A 17,350-nucleotide genomic window follows, 5' to 3' on the forward strand; every position below is an offset into this window, starting at 1 on the left:
GCGAGGGCAACGGCAACAACAGCGGAATCCTCCACCGCGAAGAACGCTCGTGCGAATCCGGCCGAAGCTCCGTTCCTCGTCTCCCGCTGACGTCACGATGGACATCGAGCCCGAGACGGCAAGCGACCGAACGAAGGCGGAACAGCAGTGGCCGAGAAGCTCAGAGTGGACGCGGTCGAACTCGAACAGTTCATGAAGCTGCTCGACGGGTCCGTCACGTCCTTGAAGGGCCTGCGCGGCGCCCTCGCCGACGCGACGGTCGGCGGCCTCGGGACGGACGTGCTCGACAAGGCCTGTGAGGACTTCCAAGAGGACTGGAAGTACGGCGCGGAGCAGATCGGTGAGCAGACGGAGGACCTCTCCAAAATCATCGAGCAGAACAAGAACGCCTTCATGGAAGTCGAAGAGGCGCTGACAAAAGCCATGAACAAGGCCGGCAAGACCAAGGACGACACGGTGGAGATCCCGAAGTGACGAGCGCCGCGAACTACCCGGACCTCGGCTTCGACCCCACCCCCGGCGACTGCGACACCGTAAAGGCCCTGCACAAGAAGCTGGACAGCTGCGTCACCGTCCTCCGTGACACCCGCAAGGTGGTCACCAAGCTGATGGACGGCAGTTACTGGGAAGGTGACGCGGCCGTAGCCTTCCGCGAGACCATCGATGAGGGGCCGCTCTCCCTCAACCTCAAGAACGCCGCGCGCTCCATCGAGAAGGCCGCCAAGCAGCTGGAACGCTGGGAAGGCGACCTCGACGACTTCCAGCGCCGGGCGAGGGAGCTGAACAGGAAGGCCAAGGACGCCCGGGAGGCGCTGAAGGCCGCGAAGGGCCACGCCGACACCGTTGGCGGCGACCCCGACCTGGACAAGAAGGGCAAGAAGCAGGACGACGCGAAGAAGGCCCTGAAACTCGCCGACGGGAAGGTCGAGGACGCGCAAGCGGAGCTCGACCGGATTCTGGGCAGGGCGCGGAGTCTGCAGAGCGAGCACGAGGAACGGTCGAAGTACCGCGCGGAAAAGATCCGCGACGCGACGGACAAGCTGGCGCCGCATGAGCCGGGGTGGTTCGAGAAGGCGTGTGAGTGGGTCAAGGAGAATCTGCCGGATATTCTCAGCGCCATCGCGGGGGTTCTCGCTTTGGCGGCGATCATTGCCACCGGTCCTCTAGGGCTCGGAGTGGCGGCTGCGCTGATGCTGGCGGCATCGGCTATGAGCGGTGTGGCGCTGGGCCTTCGAGTGACTGATCCAGTCGTGTGGGAGTCGCTGAAGGATGGCTTCACGAAGGGCGAGTTCGACGCCGACTTCTTCGGTAATCTCGTTTCGGTCGGAGCCGACGCCGTAGGAATGGTTCCCGGACTCGGGGCTGCCGTGAAGGGTGGTCGCGCCGCTACGCAGGCGGTGCGATCAGGAGCCGAGGCCATGAGTCTCGGACAGAAGCTGGCCACATACGGCACACACACCCTGGATGCGGGCAAGGACATCGCCCAGCTTGGAAACCCACTGGTCAACGCAGTGGTTACCAGCGACACAGCAGCTACGAACGTGTCTGTCACGTCGGGAGCCATGGGCATCATGACCGCCGGCTACGGACTCATCGATGACGACGAGAAAAGGTCCGAGGCATCGACCAAGGTCGACGGCGGGCGCCTTCTTCTCGACTTGCCGGGCGTCCCGACCATCGCACGTTTCGCCTTCTCCTAACCTCTCCCATCCAGAAAGACGTGACCCGATGAACCCTGCCGACTACCCCACTGCATGGCAGCATCCACCGACACGACGCGCCTGGGTCCTGCTCATGGTCAGGAATGTGGCCGGGCTCATCGGATGGGTCGGTGTATGGATCGCACTCATCGTCATCCCCGTCGATCAGAGCCTGGTGTTGTGGGTCTTCATCCCGTACACCATCTACGGCACTTGGCGACTGTTCGTCCAGGTATTCGGCTACTTCCCCGACGCCATGCGTATGCTCCGCATCCTGCGCACGTACCCGTGGCAGGTACTCCGAGGAGTGCCGCACGGCCTGAACATCTATCCCGATATTCAGGGTGATCAGCACGGCTGGTTCGAGTTCCCGAACCCCGCCGACCGACAGCAGCAACTTCCGCTCGTCATCTCCAACCACCTCCGCGTGGAATGGTGGAGCAGAAGAATGGGTCCGCGCGCCAAGCCACAGTTGAAATCCCGGATCGAGACCATCTGGTTCGCCGGCGATCCGCGCATGATCGGCATCCTCGCCGCGCCTACACCGAACGGTCGGGCTCCTCACCACTTCAAGATCCTCCGGCAGCGTCTTGCCGGGGCCGATCACGCCCTCACCACCGAGTGGGGTGCCACAGCCGAGGACATGGATCGCGGACACCAAGCCGGGTTCACCCCCTACGCCGATCCGCGCAGGCCGAAAGAGAAGACCCTGTGACCACGCCCAGGTTCATTCTCGACGAGTCGGCGCACAACCCTGACGCCGACATGTGGTTCGCCCAGCCTGAGGGGTTCACCACGATCCCCTTCCGTACGTTGTTGCATCCGCCGGCCTCCCCCGGATCCGAGGCGCTGCGCGAGGCCCTCGCCCCCGTCCTGGACTCCCTTAACGGCGACCTCGCCTGCCAGCAGTTCCTGGCCCACCTTGGGCAGGGACAACGTCTGCTGGCCGCCCTGGCCGAGGTCGGCACCACCCGCTGCGCCATCGGCCTGCACCGCGACGACATCTCCACCCCCGGCAAGGGCGAGACCAGCGGCGGGCTCCTGTTCTCCCTCTTCACCGTGTCCTGGCGAGACATCGCCCCCGCCGCCCCCGCCGTCACCGCGGCCCGGGCCGTCGCGGGCGCCGAGGGCCACACGAACATCGAGTACCTCGAACTTGCCTGCGGTCCCGCGTCCTTCAGCGAGACCGTCCGCACCCTGAACGACGACTCCGGCCTCCCCCAGGACCCCGTGCTCCAGGTCTTCGCCCATCTCCCGCACCCAGACGGCAAGCGCCTGGTGGTGCTCGCCCTCGGCACCACCGCCGTACGCCGGCGCGCGGAGTACCGCAGCTTGTTGCACCAGATCGCCGAGAACGTCAGCTTCGAGGACCCCCTCCTCGAAATGCAGGCGCTCACCAAAGCGGACGGTGGCAGTCGGCCCACGCGCGGTTGACGGCTGTCCGACTTTCCCCGACCGTGGGGGAATTGGGCGCAATACATCGCCCTGCATGCGGCGGCTGGGGGGAGCCGGAGATGCAACCTGGGGACAAGCACGACGCGGTACCGGGCGACGGCGACGGAATGCCCGGAGCACCGCAGGAGGGCCGGGCCGGCGCACCGCAGCAGGGCCGGGGCGGCGCACCGCAGGTCGGCCAGGGTGGAGACCCGCAGGACGGCCAAGCCGGCGCCCCGCAGGACGGCCAAGCCGGCGCACCGCAGGAGGGCCAGGCCGGGGCCCCGCAGGACGGCCAAGCCGGCGCACCGCAGCACGGCCAGGCCGGGGCCCCGCCAGGAAACCGGCCCGGAGCCCCGCAGGGAGGGCAGTTCGGGCCGCCACCCGCCATCCCGCCGCCCCCGCCTCCCACAGCCCCGCCACCGCTTCTCCCCGTGGGAGCGCCCACCGCAGGAGCGCCCACCACCCACGCCACCTACCAACCGCCGCCACTCCCCGCAGGACCGCCCCCATCACCCCCATCAGCCCCATCACCCCCATCAGCCCCACCCTCCAACCCCCTCCACCCCCTCCCCACAGCCCTCCTCAACCTCAGCGGTCTCGGTCTCGGCTATGTCCTGCTGAAGCGATGGCTGCCGGCCGCGCTCTGTTGGGCCGCGACCGCCGCGCTGCTGTTCGTGGCGCTTCCCGCCGACGTGGACGGCGTTCCCGGCGGCGTCGTGATCGGGTACGTGGTCTTTCTGGTGGTCGTGGCGGTCGACGGGGCGCGTCGTGCCGTACGGGCGCGTGAAGGGGCCGGGTTCAGGCGGCCCCTGCGCGCGCCCCTCGCCGTCGGACTCGGCGTCGTCCTGCTGGCCGTGCCCGTCGGCGGTGCCTTCGCGTATGAGGCCGCGCGCGACGAGGCGGTCGAAGAGATGCTGCTCGACCGCCTCGCCGACGCCGACCGCATCGTCGCGGGCCTCGACGGCCGCCCCTTCGGCGGCACGACGGAGGAGCGGTACAGGAGAGCCCTGGGCATATACCGCGGCCTCGCCGAGGACCACGCGGGGTCGAAGGCCGCGGACCGCCTGCCCGGCAGCCTCGACGCGTACTACAAGTCCGTCGCCGCCCCCTACGCCGCCGAGCGCTACTGCGACGCCGTCACCCCCCTCAAACACCTGCGGACCGTGCCCGACACCCTCGGCGCCGCCGCCAGGGACCGTCTCGGCTCCCTCCGCACCTGGCCGGACGACCGGCTCGCCACTTCCCTCTACGAGTGCGGGGCCGCCGCCCTCGGCCGTGCCGACGCCAACGAACCGCTGAGCGAACTCCTCCGCACGTTCCCCGAGTCGGACCAGGCCGCGAAGGTCGGGCCCGCCCTGCGCGCCGCCATCGACACCCGGTCGGCCGCGCTCAAGGGCTCCGACCCGTGCCCGGACGTCGTCGAGCTCCGCGCCCTCGGCGCGACCGCCGACGCGCTGCCCGGCGACGAGGTCGACGCCGCGCCGCTGCGCGCCGCCACCGACCGCGCCGTGGAACGCGGTGTCTACGCCTGCGGTGTGGACGAGTTCAAGGACGCCGACTTCGCGCAGGCCGCCAAGACCCTCAACGACTTCGCCCGGCAGTACCCCGGCAACGACAAGCGCGACCGTGCCAAGGACATCGCCGTCCGCGCGGAGATCGCCGTCGAACGCCCGAGCGCGGGCCGCAGCCTGCCCCCTACCCGCTCCTCCAGCAGCACGGTCGAACTGGTCGTCGCCAACCTCGGACCCGGCGATCTGGAGGTCCTCTACACCGGCCCCACCACCGGCACCGTCAACCTCAAGGACTGCCCGTCGTGCCGCGTCTACGCCACCAAATCCCAGGGCGACGCGGCCTGCCGGGCCGGTGTCGGGAAGTACCCCACGACCACGCTCCGGCTGCCCGCCGGCGAGTACCACTTCCTCTACAAGCGGGCCACCGTACGCAATCGAGCCGACGGTGCGAAGCTCAGCACCGCCTACCGCTACACCGACTGCTCCTTCGTAACCCGCGGCACCGCCGGGCTCGGGCCTACTTAAGACCTGGTCAGGGGCACGCCGGGCCGTCATTGCCCGGCGTCGTACCGCGTGATACACAGAGTCACCAGACCTCGCGTCCGAGGAACCGTACGAAGTCAGCCAACGAATGGCGCCAAGTCGACATGCGCTGGCCCGTTTGTCGGCGACAATGAGCTGTCCTCTGCACCGAGGTGGGCAGAGGTGGCAGAACAACCCACTAGGGGCGGTGAGTTACACATGCTTATGGCAGCCGAAAAGGGCGATATCACCACCATCATCGGCGGGATCGCCCCCGACTGGGGTCCCTTCGGGAGCCTGGGCAACGAGGCACGCGTGATGATCGAGGTCGTGATGGCGATCGCCATCCTCCTCTGTCTCGGCATTGCGATCTGGGGCGCGGCGAAGCAGCGCATCGGCGCGACGGCGCTGCGCGACACGTTCAGCGCCGAGCAGGGCAAGGGTCTGATCATCGCGGGGCTGACCGGCGTCTTCATCATCGGATCGCTGGGCACACTGTTCACGATCGTCTACGGCATGGCGGTCTAGCGGTCCCACGCGCTCGCCTCCGCCGTTCCCTCCCACGTCCCCACGTCCCCTCCCCCACGTCCCCCTTCTCCCCCACCCGTCCCCCTCTCCCTGTCCCCCTTCTCCCCCACCCGTCCGTCGTGCCCACCGGCTGAGGTAGCAACTCCCTGATGTCGAGTCACCACACCGCGCCCGCGCGGGAACCAGCAGGGCTACCGTCATACGTGTCCTACGTGACGGTCCAGCGAGAGGTTGAGGGGGCGTACTCGGCATGAGCCTCGACGACGAGCGGGACGACGGCCTCTTCGGCGGCTCGGGGGAGACCCGGACGCGGCTTCCCGAGGGGGAGGGCGGGGGCGACGACGTCTACGGCGCGCGCAGATCCTCCCGCGCCGGACGGACGTCCCCGCGCAGCCTCGTCACGGTCGTGGGCGTCGTGGTCCTCCTGATCGCGGCGATCGCCTTCGCGAACCGGGGAGGGGACGAGACCTCGTCGACGGGCACCGACGCGAAGAAGCCGGACGCGGCGTCGACGGCCCCTACGGGGGAGAAGCCGGTCGGGAGCAAGAGTGGGGGCATCCCTTCGGGGTTCGCGCATGACGAGCAGGGAGCGCAGAGCGCCGCGGCGAATTACGCGGTCGCCCTCGGCTCGGCCGACATGTTCTCCAAGGACCTGCGGCACGGCATCGTGGACACCGTCTACACGCCGGACCAGGCCACAAAACGTCGGGCCGCCCTGGACAAGGTGTACTCCGGCGAGAAGTTCCTGACGAGCATCGGCCTGGGCCCCGACGGCTCCGCGCCCAAGGGCACCACGTTCGTCTCGCGCATCATCCCGGTGGGCACCAAGACCACCAAGTACAGCGGTGACAGCGCGACCGTCGAGATCTGGTACTCGTCCCTGTTCGGTCTCGCGGGCGAGAACGCCAAGAACCCCGTGTCCGAGAGCTGGTTCACCAACAGCTATGAGCTGCGGTGGGTCGACGGCGACTGGAAGGTCGCCGATTTCCGGCAGAAGGACGGTCCGGTACCGGTCGGGCGCGACCAGCGGGCATCCACCGCTGATGACATGGCGAAGGCAGTGGAGCAGTTCGGAGGGTTCACCTATGCCCGGTAGCACCCGTCGCCGCACACTCACCCTGGCCGCTGCCATCACCACCGTGCAGACCGCGGCCGTGCTGGTGGCCACCCGTGCCTTCGCAGCTCCGGACCCTCAGCCTTCCGACGACGCCTGCGATCTCATCCGTGGCCCCGCCAAAAAATACTGCGAAAAAGGCCAGAAAGCCGAAGACACCGGCGACGACAAATACCCCACCGACAACCCCCTGGGCGACACCCTCGACCCCCTCAGCTCCCTGGCCAAGGGCTGTGCCGAAGCCGCCTCCTGGACCGTCGACAAGTTGTCCGACGCCGTGAAGGAGACGGCGAACGTCGACTTCACGAACCCCACGTTCCTGCAGCAGTACGCCGTGGTGTTCGCCGCGTCGACCATCCTGACGCTGCTCCTGTGGCTGCTCGCGGTCGCCAAGCGGGCCGTGCGCGGCGTGCCGTTGACCACCGCGATCTCCGAGGCCATCGGGTTCCTGTGGCTCACCGTGCTCGCCTCCGCCTTCACACCGCTGATCCTGTACACCGTCGTCTCGGCGACGGACGGCGTCACGGACGTGATCGCGAAGGCGACGGGCGGTGAGACGGACACCTTCTTCGGGAACTTCTCCGGTGCGCTGAAGAAGGGCGAGGACATCGGCGGCGGCCCGATCATGCTGATCGTCGTCTCGCTCGTGTCGATCCTCGCCGCGGGCGTCCTCTGGCTGGAGCTGGTGATCAGGGCGGCGCTCCTCTACGTAGGAGCGCTCCTCGGCACCGTCGTGTACGCGGGTCTCGTCGACAAGAACCTGTGGTCCCACGTCCGCCGCTGGGCGGGCATCATGATCGCCGTCATCCTCGTCAAACCGATCATCGTCATCGTGCTCGGTCTCGCCGGAGCGCTCTCCGCCGAAGACGGGCCGGACTCCTTCTCCGCGGTCGTCTCCGGGCTCTCGATCATCCTGCTCGCCATCTTCGCGAGCGCCATGATCTACCGTTTCGTCCCGGGCTTCGGCGACGAGATCGCGGGCTCCCGCAACAACCGCATCATGCGCGGCGCCGAGAACAAGGCCGCCGCCGTGATCAGCTCCCCCGCCTCCCTCGTCTCGCAGGGCATCAAGACCCACAGTGCCCGCGGGAACGGGAACAGCGGCGGCGGCAACCAAGGCGGCGGCAACAGCCAGGCGCGACCCGCCAACCCCGCCAGCGGCGGCGTCGCCGCCCACAGCGGCCGCGGCTCCGGCCAAGGCTCCGGCCACGGCTCCGGCGGCGGATCCGTCCCCTCCGCCGCACCCGCGCCGCGCAGCAGCAGCGCCACGAACACGCCGCACGCGGGCAACCGCGGCGGTGCCCGCACCAGCAGTACCAACCGCACGGGAGGTGAAGGGCGTTGACGACCCAGTCCCACGTGTCCCAGCCGGTCGCGCCCCGCCGCACATATCTGATCGGCCGCGCCCGGCCGAACGCGATCGTCGGCAAGAACCGCGAGACCGGGGAGATCGCCCTCATCATCGTGGGGGCGTTCCTCGGCATGATGTGCGGGCTCCTCGTCCCCGTCCTCTCCCTGCGCATCGTGCTGCTCACCGGCCTCCCGATGCTCGCCATCGCGGCGGTGTACGTCCCGTACAAGGGCCGGACGTTCTACAAGTGGTACGAGATCAATCGCAGTTACAAGCGTTCCCTCAAGCGGGGGACCGCCTACCGCTCCGCCGCCCCCGAGGCGGGCATCCGCCTCGACGGAAGGGAGGTCGAGGTCGGGCCGCCGCCCGGCATCGGCCGCATCAGCTGGCTGGCGGCGCCCTTCGGGCCCGACGAGATCGCCGTGCTGCTGCACGCGGACCGCAGGACCGTCACCGCCGCCATCGAGATCGAGGGGCCGGGCGTGGGCCTGCGCGACAGCGAGGACCAGGAGGCCCTCGTCGACCGCTTCGGCACGCTCCTCAAGCACGTCGCGAACGGCGACGGGTTCGTGACCCGCCTGCAGATGCTGGCCCGTACGCTGCCCGCCGACCCGGACGCGCACGCCAAGGACGTCAGCCAGCGCGGCGACGACCGCGCGCTGCCCTGGCTCAAGCAGTCGTACGACCAGTTGCAGTCGATGGTGTCGACCAGCAGCGAGCAGCACCGCGCCTACCTCGTCGCCTGCATGCACTACTCCCGCGACCTGGCCGCCGAGGCCCAGGCGATGGCCCGCGCGGCCCGCCCGGTCGGCGGCCGCAAGCTCGACAAGGACGCCGGGCTCGCCGTCGTCATGGCCCGCGAGCTGACCGACATCTGCTCGCGGCTCCAGGAGGCCGACATCCGTGTGCGGCAGCCGCTCGGCCAGGGCCGCCTCGCCTCCCTGGTCCACTCCATGTACGACCCGGACCACCCCATCGACCACATCCAGGCGATGACGAAGCGCAACGCCTGGCCCGCCGAGCTCGACGCCATGGAGGCCACCTACCTCCAGGCGAAGACCCGCGAGTCCTCCACCCGCGCCCCCTGGTGCCACGCCACGGCCTGGGTGAAGGAGTGGCCGATGACGCCCGTCGGCGTCAACTTCCTCGCGCCGCTGCTCGTCCACACCCCGGACGTCATCCGCACGGTGGCCGTGACGATGGACCTCGAACCCACCGAGGTCGCCATCGAGCGGATGCTGACCGAGAAGACCAACGACGAGGCCGAGGCCAGCCGCCAGGCCAAGATGAACCGCACGGTCGACCCCCGCGACGTCGCCTCCCACTCCCGCCTCGACCAGCGCGGCGAGGACCTGGCGAGCGGCGCGGCGGGCGTGAACCTCGTCGGGTACATCACGGTCTCGTCCCGTTCCCCGGAGGCGCTCGCGCGCGACAAGCGCACCATCCGCGCCTCCGCCGGCAAGTCGTATCTCAAGCTGGAGTGGTGCGACCGCGAGCACCACAGGGCCTTCGTCAACACGCTGCCGTTCGCGACCGGCATCCGACGCTAGATCGCAGCACGCGCAACGGGCGCAACGAGCGCAAGCGTGAATTGCGCCAGACGGTATCGACGTAGAGGCAGGCTGTTGTGATGCGGGATCCGCTGACCGTCCTCACGGACGCCTTCACCTCCTTCCTCTTCGGGAAGGTGGAGACGACCAGGCTTCCGGTGCGCACGTCGACGGGGCAGGCCCAGGCGGTCTACCTCCCGACGGCCGCGCCGGGCCTCGGCGACTCCGGCGTGATCATCGGGCGCGAGGTGTACTCCGGCAAGGGGTACATCTACGACCCCTTCCAGCTGTACGGGCAGCAGCTGCCGGCTCCGCACTGGCTGGTGCTCGGCGAGTCCGGCAACGGCAAGTCGGCGCTGGAGAAGACGTACGTGCTGCGGCAGCTGCGCTTCAAGGACCGCCAGGTCGTGGTCCTCGACGCGCAGGGCGAGGACGGCGTCGGCGAGTGGAACCTCATCGCGCAGGAGCTGGGGATAACTCCCATCCGGCTCGACCCGACGGCCGCCCTCGACATGGGGATCCGGCTGAACCCGCTCGACCCCGCGATCACGACCACGGGCCAGCTCGCGCTGCTCCGGACGATCATCGAGGTCGCCATGGGGCACGGGCTCGACGAGCGGTCGGGCTTCGCCCTCAAGGTCGCGCACGCGTACGTGAACGAGACCATCGTCGACCGGCAGCCCGTCCTGACGGACATCGTCGAGCAGCTGCGCCACCCGGAGCCCGAGTCCGCCGAGGCCATGAACGTGGCCATAGACGACGTACGGGCGTGGGGTCTGGACGTGGCGCTGGTCCTCGACCGGCTGGTCGACGGTGACCTGCGGGGCATGTTCGACGGCCCGACGACGGTCGGCGTCGACCTCGACGCGCCCCTGACCGTCTTCGACCTCTCCCACATCGACCGGAACTCCATCGCCATGCCGATCCTGATGGCGATCGTCGGCGTCTGGCTCGAACACACGTGGATCCGGCCCGACCGCAAGAAGCGCATCTTCCTGGTGGAGGAGGCGTGGCACATCATCAACTCGCCCTTCGTCGCTCAGCTGTTCCAGCGGCTGCTGAAGTTCGGGCGGCGGCTCGGCCTGTCGTTCGTGGCGGTGGTGCACCACCTGAGCGACGTGGTGGACGGCGCGGCGGCGAAGGAGGCCGCGGCGATCCTGAAGATGGCCTCCACACGGACCATCTACGCCCAGAAGGCCGACGAGGCGCGGGCGACGGGCCGGGTCCTCGGGCTGCCCAGGTGGGCGGTGGAGATCATTCCGACCCTCACCCCCGGCATCGCGGTCTGGGACGTCAACGGCAACGTCCAGGTCGTCAAACACCTGATCACCGAGACGGAACGGCCGCTGGTCTTCACCGACCGCGCCATGACCGAATCGTCGGCCGACCTCTCCGACGACACACCGGCCGACGACGCGCTGCGGGCGGCCGAGCTGGAGGCGGAGCAGCGGGCGGCGTACATGGAGCAGCATGCGGGATGAGTGGGAGGACCGTCGCAGACGCCCCGAACGGGGCGTTCCGGACGGCCTGTTGGTGGGCTTCCTCGGCCTGTTGATCGGCGCCACGGTGCTCGTCTGGTCGGCCACGAACCTCGCGGGCCGCTTCGCGCACGGCTCCTGGCCGGAGAAGGTCTCCTTCGGCCACACGCCACCGGCCGTACGCCACCTGATCGGCAGGCCGGACGACGTGGCGGGCGCCTGGCCCGAGACCCCACCGGACCAGCTTTCGGGCTACGGCCTGTTCTGGGGCCTGTTCATCGGCCAGCTGATGATCCTCATCGTGCTGACCGTCTTCGTGCTGGGGACGGTGACGCGGTGGAAAGCGGTACGGAAGGCTCAGCGGGAGGGGCCGGGGGCCGGGAGTGTTGGTGGCGCCGGGGCTGCGGAGGCGGCGCCCGGCCCTGCTCCCGTGCAGCGTGGCGGGGGTGCCGGTATGCCGGAAAGGGCGGGTGGGTGGGAAAACCGCGCCGAAGGCGCGGAGACCCACACCCCGGCCCCGGGCACGCACAACGGAGACCCCCTCGCCGGAGGCGAGGAAACCCGCACCCCGGTGCAGGGCACGCACAACGGAGACCTGCACAACAGAGACCCGCACGCCGGAGGCACGGGGGACATCGCCCCGCCGACACCCCCCGTCCCCACCCCCCGCTCCCCCCTGTTCCTGGGCGGCCCCACGACCCGCCGCCCCCTCGCCGTGCAGGCCGTCCGGGATGCCGAGGGCGCGGCCCTGGTCCTGACCTCCGACCCCACCCTGTGGGCGGAGACGAAGGACGCCCGGGCCAAGCTCGGGCCCGTCCTGCTCTACGACCCCTCCCACCTCTGCGACACCCCGGCCCGCCTCCACTGGTCCCCCACCTCCGGCTGCCAGGACAGGGCGACGGCGAACGACCGCGCCACCGCGCTCCTCGCCCCGATAAGGCCGGTCGCGAAGCTGGACATGGCCGTCGCGGACACGGCTCAGACGCTGATGCGCAGCTTCCTGCACGCCGCCGCGGTGGCCGACAAGCCGATGAAGGTCGTGCACCGCTGGGCGCAGGGCACCCAGGTCCAGGAGGCGGTACGCATCCTCCGTACCCACCCCAAGGCCGCGTCCGGCACCGCCGGTGAGCTGGAGGCCGCCCTCACCGCGCACCCGGAACGCCGCGACATCGCGCAGGAGTTGACCGCGCGCGCCCTGTCCGCGCTGTTCACGGTGCACCTGCGCGAGTCCTGCACACCAAACCGAACTGATGCGCTCTCCCTGGATTCTTTTGTCGATGAAGGGGGCACGCTTTTTGTGGTGGGAGAGGCGATCGAGGATCCCAAGTCCCACCAAGGCCCGGGTGCCATGCCTCTGTTGACGGCACTCGCCTCCAGCGTGGTCGAGCACGGCCGGCGCATGGCCGCACGGTCATCCTCCGGTCGGCTCGACCCACCAATGACGCTCGTCCTGGACGACGTCGCCGCGGTGGCTCCGCTGCCCCAGCTGCCGGAGCTGCTCTCCACCGGGGCGGACCGGGGTCTGCCGACCCTGGCTCTGCTCCGGTCGCGGGAGCAGGGCAGATCCCGCTGGCCGGACAGCGAACTGCCGGTCCAGTAGCCCGCCCCCGAGGCCACCCGCCCTCAAGACCGCTCCAGCACCAGCTCGAACTCCCGCGCGGTGGGGTCGCCCGGCACCGGGACGACCCCTCCGCTGCGTACGAAACCGAACCGCCGGTAGAACGCCTGCGCCCGCGGATTGTCCTCGTGGACGTACAGCCGCACCCGATCGAGTCCCTCCAGCGACCACGCCCACCCGACAGCCGCCTCGAACAGCGCGTCCGTCACACCGCGGCCGCGCCCCCGGTGCTCGGGCCGCACGTAGACCGCCACGAGATGCGCCTGCCGCCGCTCGATCACCCCGCCGAAGACGTCGTCCGCCCCGGCCTCCTCGACCAGCACGGTCACCGACCCCGCCCAGACGCCGTGCGGTCCCTCCGCGACGAACTGCCGGACGTGCTCCCCGCGCGCGGCCCCCGCCGCCCGCTCCTGCCAGAACGCGTCCGGTTTCGCGGCGGCGTCCTCGTACGTCTCCAGAAAGGCGACCGGCGCCGCCGCATCCCGCAGCGCCGCCAGCCGCAACTCCCTGACCTGCGGCCACTCTTCGGCACGGACGGCTCGTACGACGTACACGCGCTCCTGTTCCATGCGGTGATCCTAAGTCGGCGGCCCCGGAGCCCCGAGGCTGCCTCGGGGTCGCCGTCGTACCCGGGTACTACCCCAGGCCCGCGCTCCCCGCCCCCGGTCCGACGATCCGCGGCCCCGCGAACGGCAGCATCGAAGACATGATCAGGGCATACGGACTCACCAAGCACTATGGCGGCAGGCCCGCCAAGAAGGCCGTCGACGACCTCAGTTTCGAGGTCCATCCGGGCACCGTCACCGGCTTCCTCGGCCCCAACGGCGCGGGCAAGTCCACCACCATGCGGATGCTCCTCGGCCTCGACACCCCGACCCGCGGCCGCGCCACCATCGGCGACCGCGCCTACGCCGCCCACCCCGCGCCCCTGCACGAAGTGGGCGCACTCCTCGAAGCACGCTCCGTCCACCCGGGCCGCTCCGCCTACCACCACCTCATGGCGCTCGCCCACACCCACTCCATCCCGAAGAGCCGCGTCGACACGGTCCTCGAACTGGCCGGCATCCACGAAGTCGCCCGCAAGCGCGTCAAGGGCTTCTCGCTCGGCATGGGCCAGCGCCTCGGCATCGCGGCGGCCCTGCTCGGCGACCCGGCCACGGTCATCCTCGACGAGCCGGTCAACGGCCTCGACCCCGAGGGCGTCCTGTGGATCCGCAACCTCCTCAAGTCCCTGGCGGCCGAGGGCCGTACAGTCCTCGTCTCCTCCCACCTGATGAGCGAGATGGCGCTGACCGCCGAACACCTCGTCATCATCGGCCGCGGCAGGCTCCTCGCCGACACCACCGTCGAACGCTTCGTACGCGAGTCGGGCACCGGCGCCGTCAAGGTCGTCACCCCGGAGGCCGGCCGGCTGACCGAGCTGCTCGCGGGCCCCGGCGTGCGGATCTCCGGTGACGCGCCCGGCACCCTCGACGTGCGCGGCACGGACGCCGCACACATCGGCCGCACCGCCGCCGCCCACGGCATCCCGCTCTACGAACTGACCCCCCAGACCGCCTCATTGGAGCAGGCGTTCATGGACCTCACCCGCGACTCGGTCGAGTACGTCACCCCGACGGGCCCGGCCCCACAGCTGCCTATGACCCGTCGACCGGAAGGAGCGGCGGCATGAGCGCCCTCACCGCAAAGGGAATCGTCCGCTCGGAGTGGCACAAGCTGTGGACGCTCCGCTCCACCTGGATCACGCTGCTCACCGCGAGCGCGCTCGTCATCGCCGTCGGCATCACGATGGGCTCCACCTACGACGGGGACGACGCCGAGATCGACACCGTCGTCTTCACCCTCTTCGGCACCCAGCTCTCCCAGATCTGCCTCGCCGTACTCGGCATCCTCATCACCGCGGGCGAGTACTCCACGGGCCTGATCCGCGCGTCGCTCGCGGCCGTCCCGAGCCGCCTGCCCGTCCTGTGGTCCAAGGCCGGCCTCTTCACGGCCGTCGCGTTCACGGTGTGCTTCGTGACGAACGTCGTCACGTTCCTCGTCGCCCAGATCTGGCTCGCCGGCACCGACAAGGAGCTGTCCCTCACCGACTCCGGCGTGCTCGGGGCCCTCGCGACCAGCGCCGCGGCCCTCACCCTGCTCAGCCTCGTCGCGCTCGGCCTCGGCGCCCTGTTCCGCTCGGTGCCCGGCGCGATCGGCGCGTTCGTCGGCGCGGTCCTGATCCTGCCCGAGATCCTGACGATGATGCCGGTCAGCGCCGTGGACACCGCCGTGAAGTACTTCCCCGCCCAGGCCGCGAGCGCCCTCGGCTCGGTGACCCGCGTCGAGAACACCATCGCGCCGGGCACGGCCCTGGTCACGCTCGTCCTCTGGTCGGCGGCGGTCATCGCCACGGCATCCGTACTGCTCAAACGACGCGACGTATGACGCCCACGCCGTCAACTCCTGTACGAGGATGAGGCCGTGACCGAGCCACATCCCCTCACCCAGCTCCTCCAGCGTTCGACGCAGCGGGTGCGCGCCTTCGACAGGCGGCGCCCGCTCGTCTGGGACGTGCTGGTCACCGGCTTCTTCGTGGTCGCCGCCCTCGTCGACGCGAGTGGCGGCTGGCGCAACACCGCGCCGAACACGAGCGTGCCGGGCTGGCTCGTCGTCCTGCTCAGCACCACGCTCTCGCTGCCGCTGCTGTGGCGGCGCCGCCGCCCGATGGCGGTCCTCGCCGTCATGGTGGCCGCGAGCCTGGTCAGCAGCTGGTCCGGCGCGATGCTCCAGGCCTCGCTGATCCAGATGATCGTCCTGTTCAACATCGCGATGCGGCTGCCTCTGCCGACGCTCGGCCGGGCGGGCCTCATGATGACGGCACCGCTCGTCGTGGGCAGCTTCCGCTATCCGGAGGACAGCTGGGATCAGCAGATCATCCCGTACGTATGGGCGTACGCCATGGTCGCTCTCCTCGGCATCGCGGTGCGCTCCCGCCAGGATTACACCCAGGCCCTCGTCGAGCGCGCCCGCCGGCTGGAGGTCGAGCGGGACCAGCAGGCCCAGCTCGCCGCCGCCGCGGAACGCACCCGCATCGCGCGGGAGATGCACGACATCATCGGCCACAACCTCTCCGTCATCACGGGCCTCGCGGACGGCGGTTCGTACGCCGCCGCGAAGTCCCCCGAGCGCGCGGCCCAGGCCCTCGAAGCCATCGGTACGACGAGCCGCCAGGCCCTCGGCGAACTCCGCCGCCTCCTGGACGTCCTCCGCGACGACGCCCCCGCCACGGCGGAACTCGCCCCGCAGCCCGCCCTCACCGACCTGGGCCGGCTCATCGACGGCGTACGTGCCGCGGGCCTCCCGGTGCGCAGCACGGTGCACGGCCGCGCGGACGCGGTCCCCGCGGGCCGCCAGCTCACCGTCTACCGCGTGGTGCAGGAAGCCCTCACCAACACCCTCAAGCACGCCGGCCCCGGCGCGCAGGCCTCCGTCGATGTCATCTACGGCGATGACGGCGTGAGGGTGGAGGTCACGGACACAGGGGTGGGGGCGGGCGCGGGAGCGGACGGCAGCCGCCGCCCAAGCACCGGGGGCGGCCGCGGCCTGACCGGAATGCGCGAGCGAACGGCGTTGTACGACGGCACACTTGAGGCGGGGCCGCTGCCTCACCCGCCGGGCGGCTGGCGGGTCCGTCTCCACCTCCCGAAGGACAGCGAAACACCGTGACGACCGTGCTCATCGTCGATGACCAGCCCATGCAGCGCTTCGGTTTCCGCATGCTCCTGGAGAGCCAGGACGACATGACGGTGGCGGGAGAGGCCGGCAACGGCAGCGAAGCGGTCCGCATGACGGCCGAACTGCACCCGGACATCGTCCTGATGGACATCCGCATGCCGGGCCTGGACGGCATCGAGGCCACGCGCCGCATCGCCGCGACGGGCGCCCGCACCCGTGTCCTGATCCTCACGACGTTCGACCTCGACGAGTACGCCTACGACGGGCTGCGCGCGGGCGCGTCCGGCTTCCTCATCAAGGACGCGCTGCCCGAGGAACTCCTCTCCGGGATACGCGCGGTCGCCTCGGGCGACGCGGTCGTGGCCCCGAGCCTGACGCGCCGGCTCCTCGACGCGTACGCGGACCAGCTGCCGACGGCCGGTTCCGCATCCTCGGACCCGGCGAAGCATCCGCGCCTGGCCTCACTCACGGACCGGGAACGCGAAATCCTGACGGTCATAGGCCAGGGGTGGACGAACGCGGAGATCGCGTCCCGTCTGCACCTCGCGGAGTCCACGGTGAAAACCCACGTGGGCCGCATTCTCGCGAAGACGGGAGCGAGGGACAGGGTGCAGGCGGTGATCCTGGCATATGACACGAAATTGGTGAGCCCGTCGTGACCCGTAAACGACTCTGAATGGCCCTGAACGCAGAAAACCCCCGCACCATAAGGTGCGGGGGTTTCCCATCCAAAAGGAGTTCGGCGGCGTCCTACTCTCCCACAGGGTCCCCCCTGCAGTACCATCGGCGCTATGAGGCTTAGCTTCCGGGTTCGGAATGTAACC

16 protein-coding genes and 1 rRNA gene are annotated in these 17,350 nt (G+C 70.0%); 15 read left to right on the forward strand and 2 right to left on the reverse strand.

Features of this window, described 5'->3' with window-relative positions; all coding sequences use genetic code 11:
- The first annotated feature begins 147 nt into the window (after positions 1–147).
- The 11 genes from AB0H82_RS18670 to AB0H82_RS18720 all read left to right on the forward strand — a co-directional run bounded on the left by AB0H82_RS18670 (position 148) and on the right by AB0H82_RS18720 (position 12,791).
- Positions 148–474 carry a hypothetical protein gene (locus tag AB0H82_RS18670; RefSeq protein WP_362993974.1) on the forward strand — a complete coding sequence of 109 codons (327 nt, stop codon included), beginning with the start codon at positions 148–150 and terminating at the stop codon, positions 472–474.
- Positions 471–1,700, forward strand: a complete 1,230-nt coding sequence (locus tag AB0H82_RS18675; protein ID WP_362993976.1) for a putative T7SS-secreted protein — start codon at positions 471–473, stop codon at positions 1,698–1,700. Before AB0H82_RS18670 ends, AB0H82_RS18675 begins: the two co-directional genes overlap by 4 nt.
- A 28-nt stretch (positions 1,701–1,728) precedes the next feature.
- On the forward strand, positions 1,729–2,415 hold the full coding sequence (locus AB0H82_RS18680; RefSeq protein WP_362993978.1) for a hypothetical protein: 687 nt from the start codon (positions 1,729–1,731) through the stop codon (positions 2,413–2,415).
- Positions 2,412–3,134: a hypothetical protein gene (locus AB0H82_RS18685; protein WP_362993979.1), complete on the forward strand. Its 723-nt coding sequence runs from the start codon at positions 2,412–2,414 to the stop codon at positions 3,132–3,134. Before AB0H82_RS18680 ends, AB0H82_RS18685 begins: the two co-directional genes overlap by 4 nt.
- Positions 3,135–3,811: 677 nt before the next feature.
- Positions 3,812–5,173 carry a hypothetical protein gene (locus AB0H82_RS18690; RefSeq protein ID WP_362993981.1) on the forward strand — a complete coding sequence of 454 codons (1,362 nt, stop codon included), beginning with the start codon at positions 3,812–3,814 and terminating at the stop codon, positions 5,171–5,173.
- Positions 5,174–5,389: 216 nt separating this feature from the next.
- On the forward strand, positions 5,390–5,698 hold the full coding sequence (locus AB0H82_RS18695) for a hypothetical protein (RefSeq protein WP_055570172.1): 309 nt from the start codon (positions 5,390–5,392) through the stop codon (positions 5,696–5,698).
- 250 nt (positions 5,699–5,948) lie between these two features.
- On the forward strand, positions 5,949–6,794 hold the full coding sequence (locus tag AB0H82_RS18700) for a hypothetical protein (protein WP_362993983.1): 846 nt from the start codon (positions 5,949–5,951) through the stop codon (positions 6,792–6,794).
- Complete coding sequence (locus AB0H82_RS18705) at positions 6,784–8,157, forward strand: hypothetical protein (protein WP_362993985.1); 1,374 nt, start codon at positions 6,784–6,786, stop codon at positions 8,155–8,157. Before AB0H82_RS18700 ends, AB0H82_RS18705 begins: the two co-directional genes overlap by 11 nt.
- Entirely contained in the window at positions 8,154–9,713 is a 1,560-nt protein-coding gene (locus AB0H82_RS18710) for an SCO6880 family protein (RefSeq protein WP_362993987.1), read from the forward strand. The genes AB0H82_RS18705 and AB0H82_RS18710 overlap by 4 nt, the downstream gene beginning before the upstream one ends.
- A gap of 80 nt (positions 9,714–9,793) precedes the next feature.
- Positions 9,794–11,194 (forward strand): ATP-binding protein, encoded by a 1,401-nt coding sequence (locus tag AB0H82_RS18715; protein WP_362993989.1) that lies wholly within the window; start codon positions 9,794–9,796, stop codon positions 11,192–11,194.
- Positions 11,184–12,791: a type IV secretory system conjugative DNA transfer family protein gene (locus AB0H82_RS18720; RefSeq protein WP_362993991.1), complete on the forward strand. Its 1,608-nt coding sequence runs from the start codon at positions 11,184–11,186 to the stop codon at positions 12,789–12,791. The genes AB0H82_RS18715 and AB0H82_RS18720 overlap by 11 nt, the downstream gene beginning before the upstream one ends.
- 23 nt (positions 12,792–12,814) lie before the next feature.
- Here AB0H82_RS18720 and AB0H82_RS18725 read toward each other — a convergent pair whose 3' ends face one another.
- Positions 12,815–13,378, reverse strand: coding sequence for an N-acetyltransferase (locus tag AB0H82_RS18725; protein ID WP_362993993.1), 564 nt, complete (start codon positions 13,376–13,378; stop codon positions 12,815–12,817).
- Positions 13,379–13,515: 137 nt separating this feature from the next.
- On the opposite strand from AB0H82_RS18725, the gene AB0H82_RS18730 reads away from it, so the two are divergent.
- The 4 genes from AB0H82_RS18730 to AB0H82_RS18745 are packed head-to-tail and all read left to right on the forward strand — an operon-like array spanning position 13,516 to position 17,185.
- The gene (locus AB0H82_RS18730; RefSeq protein WP_362993995.1) at positions 13,516–14,481 is read left to right on the forward strand and encodes an ATP-binding cassette domain-containing protein; all 966 of its coding nucleotides are present in this window, start codon (positions 13,516–13,518) and stop codon (positions 14,479–14,481) included.
- Positions 14,478–15,236, forward strand: a complete 759-nt coding sequence (locus AB0H82_RS18735; RefSeq protein WP_362993997.1) for an ABC transporter permease — start codon at positions 14,478–14,480, stop codon at positions 15,234–15,236. Before AB0H82_RS18730 ends, AB0H82_RS18735 begins: the two co-directional genes overlap by 4 nt.
- A 36-nt stretch (positions 15,237–15,272) precedes the next feature.
- Positions 15,273–16,517, forward strand: coding sequence for a histidine kinase (locus AB0H82_RS18740; protein WP_362993999.1), 1,245 nt, complete (start codon positions 15,273–15,275; stop codon positions 16,515–16,517).
- Positions 16,514–17,185 (forward strand): response regulator transcription factor, encoded by a 672-nt coding sequence (locus tag AB0H82_RS18745; RefSeq protein ID WP_362994001.1) that lies wholly within the window; start codon positions 16,514–16,516, stop codon positions 17,183–17,185. The genes AB0H82_RS18740 and AB0H82_RS18745 overlap by 4 nt, the downstream gene beginning before the upstream one ends.
- Positions 17,186–17,263: 78 nt before the next feature.
- On the opposite strand, the gene rrf is transcribed toward AB0H82_RS18745, so the two are convergent.
- Positions 17,264–17,350: ribosomal RNA gene (gene rrf, locus AB0H82_RS18750) — 5S ribosomal RNA — on the reverse strand; the annotation flags it as partial.

It is taken from the genome of Streptomyces sp. NPDC050732 (assembly GCF_040654255.1).
Taxonomy (GTDB): Bacteria; Actinomycetota; Actinomycetes; order Streptomycetales; family Streptomycetaceae; genus Streptomyces.